General features: G+C 70.4%; 8 protein-coding genes. All 8 read right to left on the minus strand.

The window, feature by feature from the left end:
* Positions 1-2 precede the first annotated feature (2 nt).
* The 8 genes from Q8O14_13595 to Q8O14_13630 all read right to left on the minus strand — a co-directional run bounded on the left by Q8O14_13595 (position 3) and on the right by Q8O14_13630 (position 13,250).
* The gene (locus Q8O14_13595) at positions 3-458 is read right to left on the minus strand and encodes an N-acetyltransferase family protein (protein MDP2361759.1); all 456 of its coding nucleotides are present in this window, start codon (positions 456-458) and stop codon (positions 3-5) included.
* A 124-nt stretch (positions 459-582) separates the two neighbouring features.
* A complete protein-coding gene (locus Q8O14_13600) occupies positions 583-717 on the minus strand; it encodes a hypothetical protein (GenBank protein MDP2361760.1) in 135 nt (44 codons plus the stop codon).
* 172 nt (positions 718-889) lie between these two features.
* The gene (locus Q8O14_13605; GenBank protein ID MDP2361761.1) at positions 890-4,024 is read right to left on the minus strand and encodes an efflux RND transporter permease subunit; all 3,135 of its coding nucleotides are present in this window, start codon (positions 4,022-4,024) and stop codon (positions 890-892) included.
* The gene (locus Q8O14_13610; GenBank protein MDP2361762.1) at positions 4,024-7,566 is read right to left on the minus strand and encodes an efflux RND transporter permease subunit; all 3,543 of its coding nucleotides are present in this window, start codon (positions 7,564-7,566) and stop codon (positions 4,024-4,026) included. Before Q8O14_13610 ends, Q8O14_13605 begins: the two co-directional genes overlap by 1 nt.
* A gap of 21 nt (positions 7,567-7,587) precedes the next feature.
* Positions 7,588-8,739 carry an efflux RND transporter periplasmic adaptor subunit gene (locus tag Q8O14_13615; protein ID MDP2361763.1) on the minus strand — a complete coding sequence of 384 codons (1,152 nt, stop codon included), beginning with the start codon at positions 8,737-8,739 and terminating at the stop codon, positions 7,588-7,590.
* A gap of 376 nt (positions 8,740-9,115) precedes the next feature.
* Positions 9,116-10,045: a glycosyltransferase family 2 protein gene (locus Q8O14_13620; protein ID MDP2361764.1), complete on the minus strand. Its 930-nt coding sequence runs from the start codon at positions 10,043-10,045 to the stop codon at positions 9,116-9,118.
* Positions 10,045-10,869 (minus strand): hypothetical protein, encoded by an 825-nt coding sequence (locus tag Q8O14_13625; GenBank protein MDP2361765.1) that lies wholly within the window; start codon positions 10,867-10,869, stop codon positions 10,045-10,047. Before Q8O14_13625 ends, Q8O14_13620 begins: the two co-directional genes overlap by 1 nt.
* Entirely contained in the window at positions 10,866-13,250 is a 2,385-nt protein-coding gene (locus Q8O14_13630) for a Tex family protein (protein MDP2361766.1), read from the minus strand. The genes Q8O14_13625 and Q8O14_13630 overlap by 4 nt, the downstream gene beginning before the upstream one ends.
* Positions 13,251-13,841 lie beyond the last annotated feature (591 nt).

Raw genomic sequence — 13,841 nt, forward strand, 5'->3', positions numbered from 1 at the left:
AGCTATCGGCCGAACTTGCGTCCCACTTCGCGCATGACGCCCACTTGGCGGTAGCCGGCCCGGGCGAAGAGGGCCAGGCTGGGCGCGTTGGCCGCCTCGATGCGCCCCAGGATGACATGATGGCCGGCGCGCCGGGCGGCCTCCTCCAGGGCGGCCACCAGTACCCGCCCCGCCCCCCGACGACGGCGCCTCCCATCGACGAAGACGGAGGCCTCCACCGTGCCGCTGTAGGCGCCGCGGGGCGACCAGGCGGACAGGCTGGCCCAGCCGGCCACGCGCCCGTCCACGTCCGCCACCAGCACCGGGTGTCGTCCTGGACTGTGCCCGGCGAACCAGGCCAGGGCGGCCGTCCCGTCCCGCGGCTCCGTGTCGAAGGTGGCGGTGCCGCGGGACACCTCCTCGTTGTAGATGGCGGTGATGATCGCCAGATCGGTCTCGCGGGCGGCCCGCACCTGCATGTCTCCTCCCCGCTGTCCGCTCCCTGCGCCCCAACCCAATCTGACAAAGCGCCGCGGGAGAGGCAGGGCCCCGCTCGCCGGGCGAAGGGGGATGCTGCCACACACGACACGGGTGAAGGAAAAGTCACGTGATGATGCGGACAGGGGTCACGGGATTGAAGGGAATGGGGCAGGCCGCGCCCAACTCCCTGCCGCCCGCCTTGGGCAGGTTGCGCTCTACCGTCTGGAAGGCCTGCTCGACGGTGTCGGTGCCGGCCACCACGACCTGCACGTGTAGGTGGTCCTCTTCACCGGTGGAACAGGCACGGTGGGTCGCGAGGCTCTCCTGGCGGGCCTGGGCATTCGCCGCCTGGCCCGCCAGGACGACCTGCGCCAGGCCCTGCCCGCCCTGCGCTGGGCAGCCGGCGCGCCGCCGCGGGCCGGAAAATGGCTCAGGCGCCGCGGCGCCGGGCGAATCGGCTGCGAAAGAGGGCGCCCAGGTAGAGGCGGGCGTCGTCCACCCAGAGGTAGACCAGCGGCACCACGATGAGCGTGAAGAAGGTGCTGGCGACAAGGCCGCCCGCCATGGCGCGGCCCATGGGCGCATAGGGCATGCCCACCAGGGAGGCGTTGCCCACGGCCATGGGGATGAGGCCGCAGACGGTCGTCAGCGCCGTCATGATGACCGGTCGATAGCGCCGGCCCACTGCCTCCAGCAGCGCCTCCTCCCGCGGCACGCCTTCCCGCCGCAGGCGGGCCACCAAATCGATGAGCACGATGGCGTTGTTCACCACCACCCCCACCAGGATGATCAGGCCGATTCCCGCCATGATGTCGAAGGGTGTGCCGCTGAGGAGGAGGGTCCACCAGGCGCCGAAGAAGGCGAAGGGCACGCTGGCCAGGACCACCAGCGGCATGCTGAAGGACTCGAAGAGCATGCCCATGAGCAAGAAGACGAAGGCGAGGGCCAGCAGCAGGGCGAAGTTCTGCTGCTCCTCCTGTTCCTGGAAGCGGTCGAAGCCGCGGCCCAGGCCCCAGCTGTAGCCGGGCGGCAGGGCCAGGTCGGCCAGGGCGGAGCGCAGCCGGCCCTGGAAGGCATCGTCCCGGCCGCCCCTGTCGTAAACCTTGACGCGCATGAAGGTCTGGCCCTGGCTGCGCTTGACGTTGCCCATGCTGCGCCCGTGCCGCACGGTGGCCACCTGGCCCAGGGGGATCTTCCCCGTGGCGCCCGTCTGTTCCAGCTCCAGGATCTTGTGCAGCTGGTCGCGGTCCGTCTGGGCCAGGCGCAGTTGGATGGGCACGTCGCGGTCGGCCCGTTGCATCCAGCCGATCAGGTTTCCCGCCAGCGCCGTGCGCACGGTGCCGGCCACCTGGGAGGCGCTCAAGCCGTGGCGGGAGAGCTGGTCGCGGTCCAGGACCAGCACCAACTCCTCCTGGCCGCGCTCCGCGTCCAGCTCCGCGTCGATCACGCCCTCGACGAAGAGGAGGCGGCGCCGCACCTCCTCGGCCAGCTCCTTGAGGCGGTCCGTATCCGGTCCTCGCACGACGATGGTGGTGCCGGTCTCTTCGCTGAAGTCCCGCCAGCCCATGCGCAGTTCCACCCCCGGCACCTTGGGCAGCCGCTGGCGCAGGTCCTCCACCGCCTCGTCGCGGGTCAGCCAGTCCCGCCCGCCCAGGCCCAGGCGTCGCCCCAGCTCGTGGAGGGCGTGGGCGTACCAGCTCTGCCGGGCGTCCGTCTCCACCCAGACGTGGACCTGGCCCCAGGCCCGCGAGAAGCCGCTCGTCACGGTGCGGATGCGGTAGCGCTCCTCCTGGGCGTAGACGATCTCCTCCAGTCGGCGCACGAGGCTGTCCGCGTCGGTCAGCGTGTAGCTGGCCGGCATGTCGAGGATGACGCGGAAGTCGCCCACGTTGCCCTCGCCCTCCCCCTTCTTCTCCACCCGCTGCATGGGAATGGCGGTGGAGAAGAGGACGAGGAGGGCGACCAGGGTGGCGTCCCGCCGGTGGCGCAGGCAGAAGGCGAGCAGAGTGCGGGCATGCCGTCGCCCCATCAGGACCAGGCGAGGCTCCCGGTTGCTGATCTCCAGCGGCAGGCGGGCCGCCAGCTGCGGAATGAAGAGCAGGGCGACGAGCAGGGAGGCGACGAGGGCCGCCACCACGGGCATGCCGATGCGGGTCAGGAAGAAGGAGAGGGTGTTGTCGCCGCTCATCAACATGAGGGGCAGGAAGACGACGATGGTGGTGGAGGTGGCCACGATGACGGCCAGGCTGACCTCGGCCGTGCCGCGCACCACCGCCTCCCGCCTGGACAAGGGGTCGGCCCCCTTGGCTCCCTGCGCCGTGATGGCGATGCTCTCCATCACGACAATGGCGTTGTCCACCACCAGCCCGACGGAGATCATCATGCCCATCATCGTGATCACGTTGAGCGACCAACCCGCGAAGTAGATCACCGTCATGGTGATGAGCATGCAGAAGGGGATGGCCGCCGTGATGAGCAGGGTGGCGGACCAGCGGCGCAGGAAGAAGAAGAGCACACCCAGGGCGAAGAGGCCGCCCCACAGCGCGCTCTCCTTCAGGTTGTCGATGGATTCCCGGACGACGCGCCCCTGGCTGAACAACGTGCTGATGCGCAGCTCGCTCAGGGCGGGGTCGGCGGTGGCCCGGGCCAGCACCTCGTCCACCTGGCGGCAGAGCTGCTCCGTGTTGGCGGTGGACTCCCGGGAGACGCCCAGCATGAGCGCGCCCTTGCGGTCCACCCGTTGGACCCAGTCCGTGACCGGCACGTCCAGGTGGACGCGGGCCAGGTCGTCCAGGCGCAGGACCTGGCCGGCGCTGCGCACGGGCAGGGCGGCGATCTCCTCCAGATTCCGCCAGCGGGCGTCGGTGCGCAGGGCCAGACGCCGGTTCCCTTCAGAGACGGGACCCAGGGAGAGGGAGACGTTGTCCCGGGAGAGCGCTTGCATGAGGGTCCAGGCGTTCACGCCGTGGCGTCCCAGCGCCTCCAGGTCGAGGTCGATCAGCACCTCCTTCACGCCCCGGCCCCATAAATCGACCTTGGCCACGCCGTCCAGCCGTTCCAGCGGCTTCTGCAGCTTCTCCTCGACCAGGGCCCGCGCCTCCGACGGATCCAGCAGGGTGCTGATCCCCAGCCAGTAGACCTCCTCGTCGTCCATGCCCATGCGGCGCAGGACGACGCGCTCGATCTCCACCGACGATTCAGCCAGGCTTCGATCGATGCAGTCGCGCACCTGGCTCCAGGCCTGGTTCATGTCCGTGCCGTCGCGAAACTGCATCCACATCCAGCAGCCGTGGGCCTGGCTGTTGCTCTCCAGGTGCTTCAGGCCATGGACGGTGCGCAGGTTCTCCTCGAAGGGCCGGGCGATCAGCTCCTCGATCTCCTCGGGCGTGGAGTCCGGGTAGGGAACCCAGAAGCCCATGTAGGGCGACGAGAAGCCCTGGGGCATCATCTCGTAGGAGATGCGCTGCAGGGCGATGCCGCCCAGGGTCGCCAGCGCCGTGAAGAGCATGAGCACCGTGACGGGACGGCGCAGCGAGAGCTGCGGCAGCCAGCGGTGGAGATCCATCACGCCCCTCCGCCCGGCCCGCGCAGGACTGGCCGCAACCGGTCGAGGAGGCGCTCGACTCCCTCGTAGAGCACGGGGATGATGAAGAGGGTGAGCAGGGTGCTGGTGGAGAGGCCGACGATGACGGTGAGGGCCATGGGGCGGCGCAGTTCGGCGCCGTCGCCCAGCCCCAGGGCCAGGGGCAGCAGCCCCAGCACCGTGGTGAGCGTGGTCATGAGGATGGGCCGCAAGCGCTGGGCGCCCGCCTTGACCACGGCCTCGCGCCGCTCGAAGCCCTCGCGCCGGAAGAGCTTGATCGTGTCCACCAGCAGGATGGCGTTGTTGACGACGATCCCCACCAGGAGGATGGCGCCTAGGAAAACCAGGATGGAGACGGGCACCTGCAGCAGGGCCAGGACGGGCACCACGCCCAGGAAGGCGAGCGGCACGGCCGCCAGGATGACGAGGGGGTGGACGAGGCTCTCGAACTGGCTGGCCATCACCACGAACACCAGGAAGATGGCGAGGGCGAGGGCCAGGTAGAGGCTGTCCAGGCTGCGTTTCATCTCGGCGCTCTGGCCCGTGACCTCCCAGCGCTGACCCTCCGGCCAGGGCAGCCTGTCCAGCCTGGCGCGGATCAAGGGCAGGGCCCGGCCAAGGTCCAGCCCGCCCAGATTGGCGCGCAGCAGGGCCGTCCGCTCCTGCTCCAGGCGGCGGATCTCGCTGGGACCCTCGTTCAGGCCGACCTCGGCCACCGCCCCCAGCGGCACCGGCACGGGTCCGCCCGGATTGACCACCAGGGCGCGGATGTCCTCCAGCCCCAGCAGGTCCTCCGGCCGCAGCCGCACGCGGATGTCGATGCGCTGCTCCACGTCGCGGAACTCCGTCTCGACGCCGCCCAGCACCTTCTGACGCAGCAGGCGGGCCACCTCCTGCAGGTCGAGTCCCAGCCGGGCCAGCTCCTCGCGCCGGAAGCGCACATGGATCTCGGGATTGCCGCCGCCCGAGCTGGTGTGCAGATCGGTCAGGCCGGGCAGGTCGGCCAGGGCCTCCGCGGCGCGGCGGGCGCTCTCGCGCAGGTCGGCCAGGTCGTGCCCCATGATCTGCACCTCGATGGGCGTCTTGTAGCTGAAGAGGACGGGATGGCCGACCCGGCTCTTGACGTCGGGCAGATCGGCCAGCCGCGGCCGCAGGCGGGCCAGCACCGCCTCCTCCACCCGCCGCGGATCCCGGCTCTCCTTCAGGCGGACCGTCAGGCGGGCGACATGATCGCCCCCCTCCGTGTCGATGCCGCCCTGGGTGTCCGCCCCCGCCACCAGGGCGACCCCGGCCACCTCCGGCTGGGCGCCAAGGAAGGCCTCGATGCCGGCCAGCTGCGCGGCCGTCCGCTCCAGGGGCGTTCCCACGGGCAGCTCCGCCTCCACGTAGAACTCACCCTGATGCAATTGCGGGATCAGCTCCTGCCCCAGGCGCGGCGCCAGCAGGGCGGCGCAGAGCAGGAGGAGGAGGACGATGGCGAGAGGGCGACCCGGCCGCTCCAGGGCATGGCGCAGCAATCTAGAGTAGCGCTCGCCCAGGTTGCGCCGTCCCCCCACTTTTCCCAACAGGCCCCCCAGGCGATCCAACAGCCGCCCCAGCCGCCGGGCCAGCCAGGCCGCTCCGACGACCAGGATCCAGATCAGGAGGAGCAGCAGGCGGCGCGACAGCTCGAGGACCAGCGTCACCGGCAGGCGCAGCAGCAGCAGCAGCCAGGCCCCCAGCCAGCCGGGCAGGCGCCGCCAGGGCCGGACCGGCTCCCGCCTGCGCCACGCGGCCAGGGCGCGCGCCGAGTCGCGCAGCTGCCCCAGACTCTCCAAGCGGTGGATGAGCAGGCGGCGCAGCCCGGTATCCATCCGGTCGGTGGCCGGGTCCGCCCCGGCGCCTGGCTCCACCGTCGCGTCGCGGGCCCCCAGGGCGGCCAGCATGGGAATGAAGGTGAGGGCGAAGATGAGGGAGGCGGCCAGGGCGAAGACCACGACCAGGGCCAGATCCCCGAAGACCTGGCCGGCCACGCCCTCGACGAAAACCATGGGAAAGAAGACGGCCATGGTCGTGAGGGTGGAGGCGATCACCGCCTGGGCCACCTCGCCCGTGCCGCGGATGGCGGCCTGTCGGCGGTTGTCCCCTTCGGAGCGGCACCGGTGGATGGACTCCAGCACGACGATGGAGTTGTCCACCAGCATGCCGATGCCCAGGGCCAGCCCGCCCAGGCTCATCACGTTGAGGCTGAGGCCGCTCAGCTGCATGGGTCCGAAGGCCGAGATGATGGAGAGGGGGATGGTCAGGGCGATGATGGCGGTGGGAGCCACGCCTTGCAGGAAGAGAAAAAGGACCAGCACGGCGAGGAGGCCTCCCAGGATGGCGCTGCCGCGCAACTGGCGCAAGCTCCCCTCGATGAAGATGCTCTGGTCGGCCAGCAGCGCGGTGCTGACGCCCAAACCCGCCAGCTGATCCGCCAGGGATGTGGGCAGGGAAGGGCCCGGGCCGTGCCCTTGCGGCCGGGTGGCGGCGGTCTGGCCGCTGCTGTCGGCCTCTCCCGTGGCGGGCGGCTGGCCGGTTGGCCCGAAGAGCCTGGTGCGCAGGCGTTTGGCCACCTGCACGATGTTGGCATCCGCCTCCTTGTGGATCTCGATCTCCACGGCGGGCAGGCCGTTGACCCGGGTGAGGGTCACCGCATCCCGCCCGGCGCGCTGGATGCGCGCCAGGTCGCCCAGGGCGATGAAGGTCCCGTCGGCGGTGCGCAGGCGGGTGGCGGCGATCTCCTCGAGGCTGGCGAACTCCGAGAGGACGCGCACCACGTACTCGGAGCGGCCCTCCTTCAGGTTGCCGCCCGCCAGGTTGATGTTCTCCGCCGCGAGCTGGCGGCTGATCGAGCGGATGTCCAGGCCGCGCAGGGCCAGGTCCGACTCGTCCAGCTCGACGCGGATCTCCTCCTGCAGGCCGCCCTTCACCTTCACCGCGGCCACGCCGGACAGCTTCTCCAGCTCCAGTTTGACGCGGTCCTCGGCCAGCCGGCGCAAGCGACGCAGGGAGGCCTCGTCGCCGGCCTCGCTGCGCCAGGCCAGTCCGATGCGCAGAACCGGGTCCAGCGCCGGATCGTAGCGCAGGATGAGCGGCCGCTGCGCCCCCTCGGGCAGTCGCACCATTTCCAGCTTCTCGCGCAGGTCCTGGATGGCCAGATCCATGTCGCTGTCCCAGCCGAACTCCACCACCACATCGGACTGGCCGGCCCGCGACAGGCTGGCGATGGAGACCTTGCCGGCGACAATGCCCATCGCCTGCTCGATGGGCCGCGTCACGAACTGCTCGACCTCCTCGGGGGCGGCGCCCTCCACCACCGTGCGCAGCGTGATGCTGGGATAGCTGATGTCCGGCATGAGGGTGAGCGGCAGTCGCCGGCTGGAGATGAGGCCGAAGACCATCACGGCCAGCACCATCATCGTGACGGCGACCGGCCGCTCCGTGATGAAGGCGACTAGGCCGTGTCGCCGGACCGGATCCGGCAAGGCGGAGGGATGGGTCATGCGGGAGTCCTCGGCAGCGGGCTATTTCTTGGTGCCTGACGCGGCATCGGCGCCGTCCGCGGTCTCGACGGGGGGTGCCACCTCACGACCGTCCGCCTTGATGATGCGGATGGGGCTGCCCGTCTTGAGGGCGCTCTGCCCCACCGTCACCAGCCGCTCGCCGGGCGCGATGCCGGACAGCGCCTCCAGGCGCTCCTCGTCCTCGTAGCCCCGCACCAGGGTGCGGCGCTCGACCGTGCTGTCCTGCGCCACCCACACGTAGGTCAGATCCCGATCATAGACCAGGGCCCGCTTGGAGACCAGCACCGCCTCGTCCTTGGTGTCGGTGATGACCAGGAAGCGGGCGTACATGCCGGCCCGCAGGCGGCGGGAAGGATCCTCGATCCCAACCGTGACGCGCACGGTGCCGCTGGCGGGATCCACCACCGGGCTGATCCGCTTGATCCAGCCCACCACCGGCTCCGCCGCGGCCGCCACATCCAGGCGGACGGTCTGCCGCAGGCGCAGGCGGGTCAACTCGCGCTCCGGCACATCCAGCACCGCGATGAGGCGGCTGTCATCCACCAGGGTGAACAGCTGCGTGCCCGTGGCGACGAAATCCCCCTCCTGGACCAGGCGCCGGCCCACCACCCCCGAGATGGGAGCCGCCACCCGGCTGCGCGCCACGGTGAGACTAGCGCTTTCCCAGGACAGGCGTGCCCGACGGGCAGCAAAATCGGCATCGGCGAGGTCCTGGTCAGAGACAAGGCGGGAAGAGGCCAACTGGCGGATGCGGGCCAGGTCGGCCTCTGCTTTTTCCATCTCCAGGCGCATGCGGCGCTCATTCAACAGGATCTCCGCATCCTCCAGGACGAGGAGCGTGTCGCCGCTTCGTACCCGGGCGCCCTCCTCCACCAGAACGCGGCCCACGTGACCGGATACCAGGGGGAAGACCTTGATCTCCGCCTCCGAGCTCAGCATGCCGTTCAGTTGAAGCCGGGCGGTGATGGCGCCGGTGCCCACTGTCTCCACCTCCACCGGCACGGGCGTCGTGCTGGAGCTGTCCGCGGCACCCGGGCGCCCGGGTCGGCCGGCCTGCACCTGGCATCCCAGGTGCCCGGCCAGGGCCAGGATCATCAACCAGTGCACACCCGGCCGGCCGGAAGACCGGTGCCGGCACGTCGTCCTGTCCATCGCCATTCCCCCTCAAAGCTATGCCGCTGGTGGCCGCACCCGTCCGCCGACGCCGCGAAAGTGCCATAAACCAGAGAGGAAGAGAAAGGTTTCTCCCGACTCCCCACGAATCATGTCAGGTTGGCTTGCCGTGGAGTGTGGTGGGGCTTACATGATCTGGACTTCCTGTCGAATCCAGGCGGAAATCTTGTGCCGGGTCATGCCCATGAACTGGCCTGCTTCTTGCCAAGAGATGCATGGAGTTCAGGTTGGCGGGATGTCGCGCGGTTCCCCGGCGCAGCCCCTTCGGCGTCCTGGCGCCGCCGCCTCCCGCTTTGGCCCCAGGCCACCCGGCGCCCCCGGATCCTCCATCGGGGGCGCCTGCGTTGGAGGCCGCTCAGCCGAGGCGCTCGCGCACCTGGTAATCGGGTTCCTTCTGTCCCCGGGAGATCATTTCCCCCACCAGCCCCAGCGACACCAACTGCAGCCCCAGGATCATCAGGAGGATGCCCAGGAAGAGAAGGGGCCGGTTGGACAGGGCGCGACCCTCGAAGAGCTTCTGCCAACTCAGCCAGAGGTTGATCAGGGCGCCGGCCGCTCCAAAGAGCAGGCCGGGGGCGCCGAAGAAGTGCAGGGGCTTCTTGAAGTAGCGGGTGGTGACAACCACCGTCATCAGGTCCAGCAGGCCGCTGACCAGGCGACGGGCCCCGTACTTGCTGCGGCCGAAGGGACGGGCGTGGTGCTCGACCGCCATCTCGGTGACGCGGAATCCCTTGAGATGGGCGATGGCGGGCAGGAAGCGGTGCAGCTCGCCGTAGACGTGCAGGGCCTCCGTCACCTCGCGCCGATAGCCCTTGAAGCCGCAGTTGAAGTCATGCAGACGCAGCCCGGCGACCCGGCTCGTCACGGCATTGAACAGCTTGCTGGGAAGGGTCTTGCTCCACGGATCGCGCCGCACGCGCTTCCAGCCGGACACCAGGTCCCAGCCCTGGCCCAGGGTCTCGACGAATCGCGGGATCTCGCGTGGATCGTCCTGCAGGTCGGCGTCCATCGTGATGATGATGTTGCCCCGGGCGGCGCGGAAGCCGGCATCGAGGGCGTCGGCCTTGCCGAAGTTGCGCCGGAAGGAGATGATGCGAATGCGCGGATCCCGGCTGCGCAGCCGCTTGAGCACGTCGAGCGAGCCGTCCGTCGAGCCGTCGTCCACGGCGATGATCTCGCAGGGCAGGCCCAGGGGGGCGCAGGCCTGCAGGATGCCCGTGCAGAGCTGCTCGAGGGACTCGCACTCGTTGAACAGCGGCACCACGACGCTGATCTGCGCCACCATCACTTGCCTCCCTGTGTCACATGGACGCGTCGGCCCCGGTTCTGCAGGGTCAGGCGTCGCGCCCCGTCCGGTGTGCCGAGCCGCAGGCGCCCCGCCAGCCAGATGCCGTCCGTCCGCTCGAACTCGTCCAGCTCCATCACCCAGCCCTCGCGCTCGGCCCGTTCCACCAGCCCGACGCGGGGATGGACGCGCCAGGGGGCCGCCTGGACGAACTGACGATCGGCGGGCCGCCACACCGCTTCCGCCGGCGGCAGCCATTCGCCCCACAACCAGGGCGCCAGCGACTCGCGGCGGCACAGGCCGCCCGCCAGCAGGTGTCCGGGCAGCTGGGCGCCAATCAGGGCCAGGAGGGGGGCCAGGGCGGGATCCTTCAGGTCCACCTCGACGCCCGCTCCCCGGCTGTCGGCCAGCCAACCGGCGCCCAGGTCCAGCAGGCCACCCAGGTCCTCGTCCTCCAGCAGGCGGGCCGCCCGCGAGAGCCAGCCTCCCAGCGAGGCGCCGGGCGCGGCGCCCACCGCGTCCGGCCGGCAGCGCAGGACGGCCAGCTCTCCGCCAAAGGGACTGAGCAGGCTGAGCCGCGTGCTGTCGGCGTTCCACCAGAGGTCGAGCCGGAAGGGGATGCGCTGCCCGCCCTCCTCGTACACGCCGCGCCAGGACTGCTCAAGTCCCTCCAGCGCGGCGAAGTTGTCGCCGATCCAGGCGCGCATGTCCGCCTCGTCCAGGCGTTCCGGTCGCACCATGGTCCGGCGGCAGCCCAGCGTGCCGATCATCAGGCAGATCAGCAAGCCCTGGACGAGGTCCGGCCAGCGGCGCCGCGCCCTCACGGCTTGCCCCGCCGCGCTGGATGCCAGTGCTCCGCCAGACTGCCGGGGGCCGGCTTCCCTTCGCGCCGGGGCTGGCTGGCCGCGCCTGGCCGCTCCCGCTGCGACCCGCGCGTGGCCCGCGGATTCTCCTCCAGTGCTTTGAGGGACAGGGCGAGGCGTCCCCGGGCGAGGTCCACCTCCAGCACGGCGGCCCGCACCCGCTGCCCCACCTTGAGCAGGTCCATGGGATGGCGCACCCGTGTGTGGCTAAGCTGGGAGACGTGGATGAGCCCCTCCGTCTTCACGCCCACATCGACGAAAGCGCCGAAATCCACCAAGTTGCGCACCGTCCCCTCCACCACCATGCCGGCCTTCAAATCCTCCAGGCGCAGGATGCCGCCCCGCAGCAAGGGGGGGTCCAAGTCCTGGCGGGGGTCGCGCCCGGGCTTGCGCAGCTCGGCCAGGATGTCGACCAGGGTGGGCAGGCCCAGCTCCAACTCGCCGGCCAGGCGTTGCAGGCCCTCACTGTCGCCGAATTCCGCCTCGACCGAGGCGGCGAGGGCGGCGGGATCCTCCAGGGGCACCTGTTGCCGGGCAAAAAGACGGCGCACCGCCTCGTAGCTCTCGGGGTGCACGCCCGTGTTGTCCAGCGGATCCAGCCCGTCACGGATGCGCAGAAAGCCGGCGCATTGCCGGAAGGCGGCCGGGCCGATGCCGGCCACTTCGCGCAGCTGCTCGCGGCGGCGGAAGGACCCATGGGCCGTCCGCCACGCCACCACCGCCCGGCTGGTGCGGGAGTTCAAGCCCGAGACATGGCGCAGGAGGCTGCCCGAGGCGGTGTTGAGATCGACTCCCACGGCATTGACGCAGGATTCCACCACCGCGTCCAGGCGTTCGCCCAAGCGGCGCGGATCCACGTCATGCTGGTACTGGCCCACCCCCAGACTGCGGGGATCGATCTTGACCAGTTCGGCCAGGGGATCCTGCAGGCGCCGCGCGATGCTGATGTTGCCCCGCTGGGCGGCCTCCAGCCCGGGAAACTCGTCCCGGGCCTCCGGGCTGGCCGAGTAGACGCTGGCGCCGGCTTCGCTCACCACGGCATAGCGGATGGACAAGCGGTTCTCGGCGATCCACTCCGCCACCAGTTCCTCCGTCTCGCGGCTGGCTGTGCCGTTGCCGATGGCCACCACCTCCACGCCATGGCGCCGGGCCAGCTCAAGGAGGGTGGCGCGCGCTTCGGTCTGCTTGAGCAGCGGGGCATGGGGATGGATCACCTCGCCGGCCAGGAGGGCGCCCGTGGCGTCCACCACCGCCACCTTGCATCCGCTGCGGTAGCCGGGATCGATGCCCATCACCCGGCGCCCCGTCAGCGGCGGCTGCAACAACAATTGGCGCAGGTTGGCGGCGTAAAGGTCCAGGCTGTGCCCCTCCGCCTCCCGGGTCTTCTCCTCGCGCAGCTCCCGGGTGAGGGAGGGCAACAGCAGGCGCTCGAGACCGTCGGCCAAGGCGCCCAGGACCTCCTGCCGCCAGGCCGAGGCGGGCTTCTTGAGCAGGCGGGCGGCGATCCGGTCCAGGGGCGAGGCGGCTGTCCAATCGAGGGTCAGCTGCAGGGCGCCCAGCTTCTCCCCCCGGTTGAGGGCCAACACGCGGTGGGGGGGCAGGTCGCGCAACAGCTCGGCAAAGGCGGCATAGAGGCGGAACTTGGGTGCCTCCGGATGGGATTCGTCGCGCAGGCGGGAGCGCAGCACGGCGTGCCGTGCCCCGGCATGGCGCAGGTCGGTGCGCAAGGGCGCCTGCTCGGTCAGCCACTCCGCCAGGATGTCCCGGGCGCCGGCCAGGGCCTCTGCGGCGCCCGGCACTTCCGGTCCCCCGCAGAAGGCGGCCACCTGCGCGTCTCGACCGGCCTGGCGCAGCAAGCGCGCCTCCTCCAGGCCCAGGGTCCGGCCAGCCACCTCTTCGTCCGCCCCAGGGGTCCGGCAGAAGGCCTCCAGCCACCCGTCCAGTCCGGTGGCGTCAGCCAGCATCAAGCCGGCCAGCGGCGCCAGGCCGCGCCGCCGCGCCTCGCTGGCGCGGGTCTTGCGGCGGGGCCGGAAAGGCAGATAGAGGTCTTCCAGCTCCACCAGGCGTGTGCAGGCCTCCAGCGCCGCCCGCAGCTGGTCGTCCAGCAGGCCTTGCTCCGCGATGCTGCGCAGGATGACCTGCCGCCTGTCATCCAACCCGCGGAGGGACGCTTCAAGCTCCTGGATGCGGCGCAGCTCCTCCTCGTCAAGTCCCCCGGTCGCCTCCTTGCGGTAGCGGGTGATGAACGGGACGGTGTTGCCTTCAGCCAGGAGGGCCAGGGCCTGCTGCACCTGTTGGAGTTTCAGGCCAAGTTGATCGGCGATGTGGCCGATGATGTCCATGGGGATGTCCAAGTGCTTGTGGGTCCGCGCCTTCGAGGCATCGACCTGTTTCCGCCACAAGGTAGCAGATGGGAGCGCCCGGACGAGGGCCTGGTGAGCGCGGACAGGGCGTCAACCGGTCCCATGCCGGGAAGGCGGACGCTACGACGCCTGACCTGTCCGGCCCCGCTCCCATCACCGGCACCCCTTCGTCCATGGGGGCCTGCAGCTGTCGGACCTGCCCGCTGGGCTCTTCACTCCATCCCACTCGGCCCGCTCTGCGCAGCGCTCGGACACATGCCACCATGTCTCGCTGCGAAAAGTCCACGAATCCCATCTCGACCTGGGCGCGACGTCCAGCAAAGGCCCAGGCCCGATTGGCGGCAGAGGATTGTCATGCCGAATTCCGAAATGATGGTGTCTCCCTCCCACCACCCCCCTCCCGCCCGGGGCCAATGCTGGTTGCTCTCAAAAGATCCCTGAACACGCTGCCATTTTCGCGGAAAGGAGGAAGCCCGTGAGAAAAAGCTGTCGAAGGCCGCCCCTCCCCGCCCTTGCACCCCTCATCGTCAACAACTTCTGACTGGCACAGCCCCCTGTCCGGCATGGGCC

This window comes from bacterium (assembly GCA_030685015.1).
Classification (GTDB): domain Bacteria; phylum CAIWAD01; class CAIWAD01; order CAIWAD01; family CAIWAD01; genus CAIWAD01.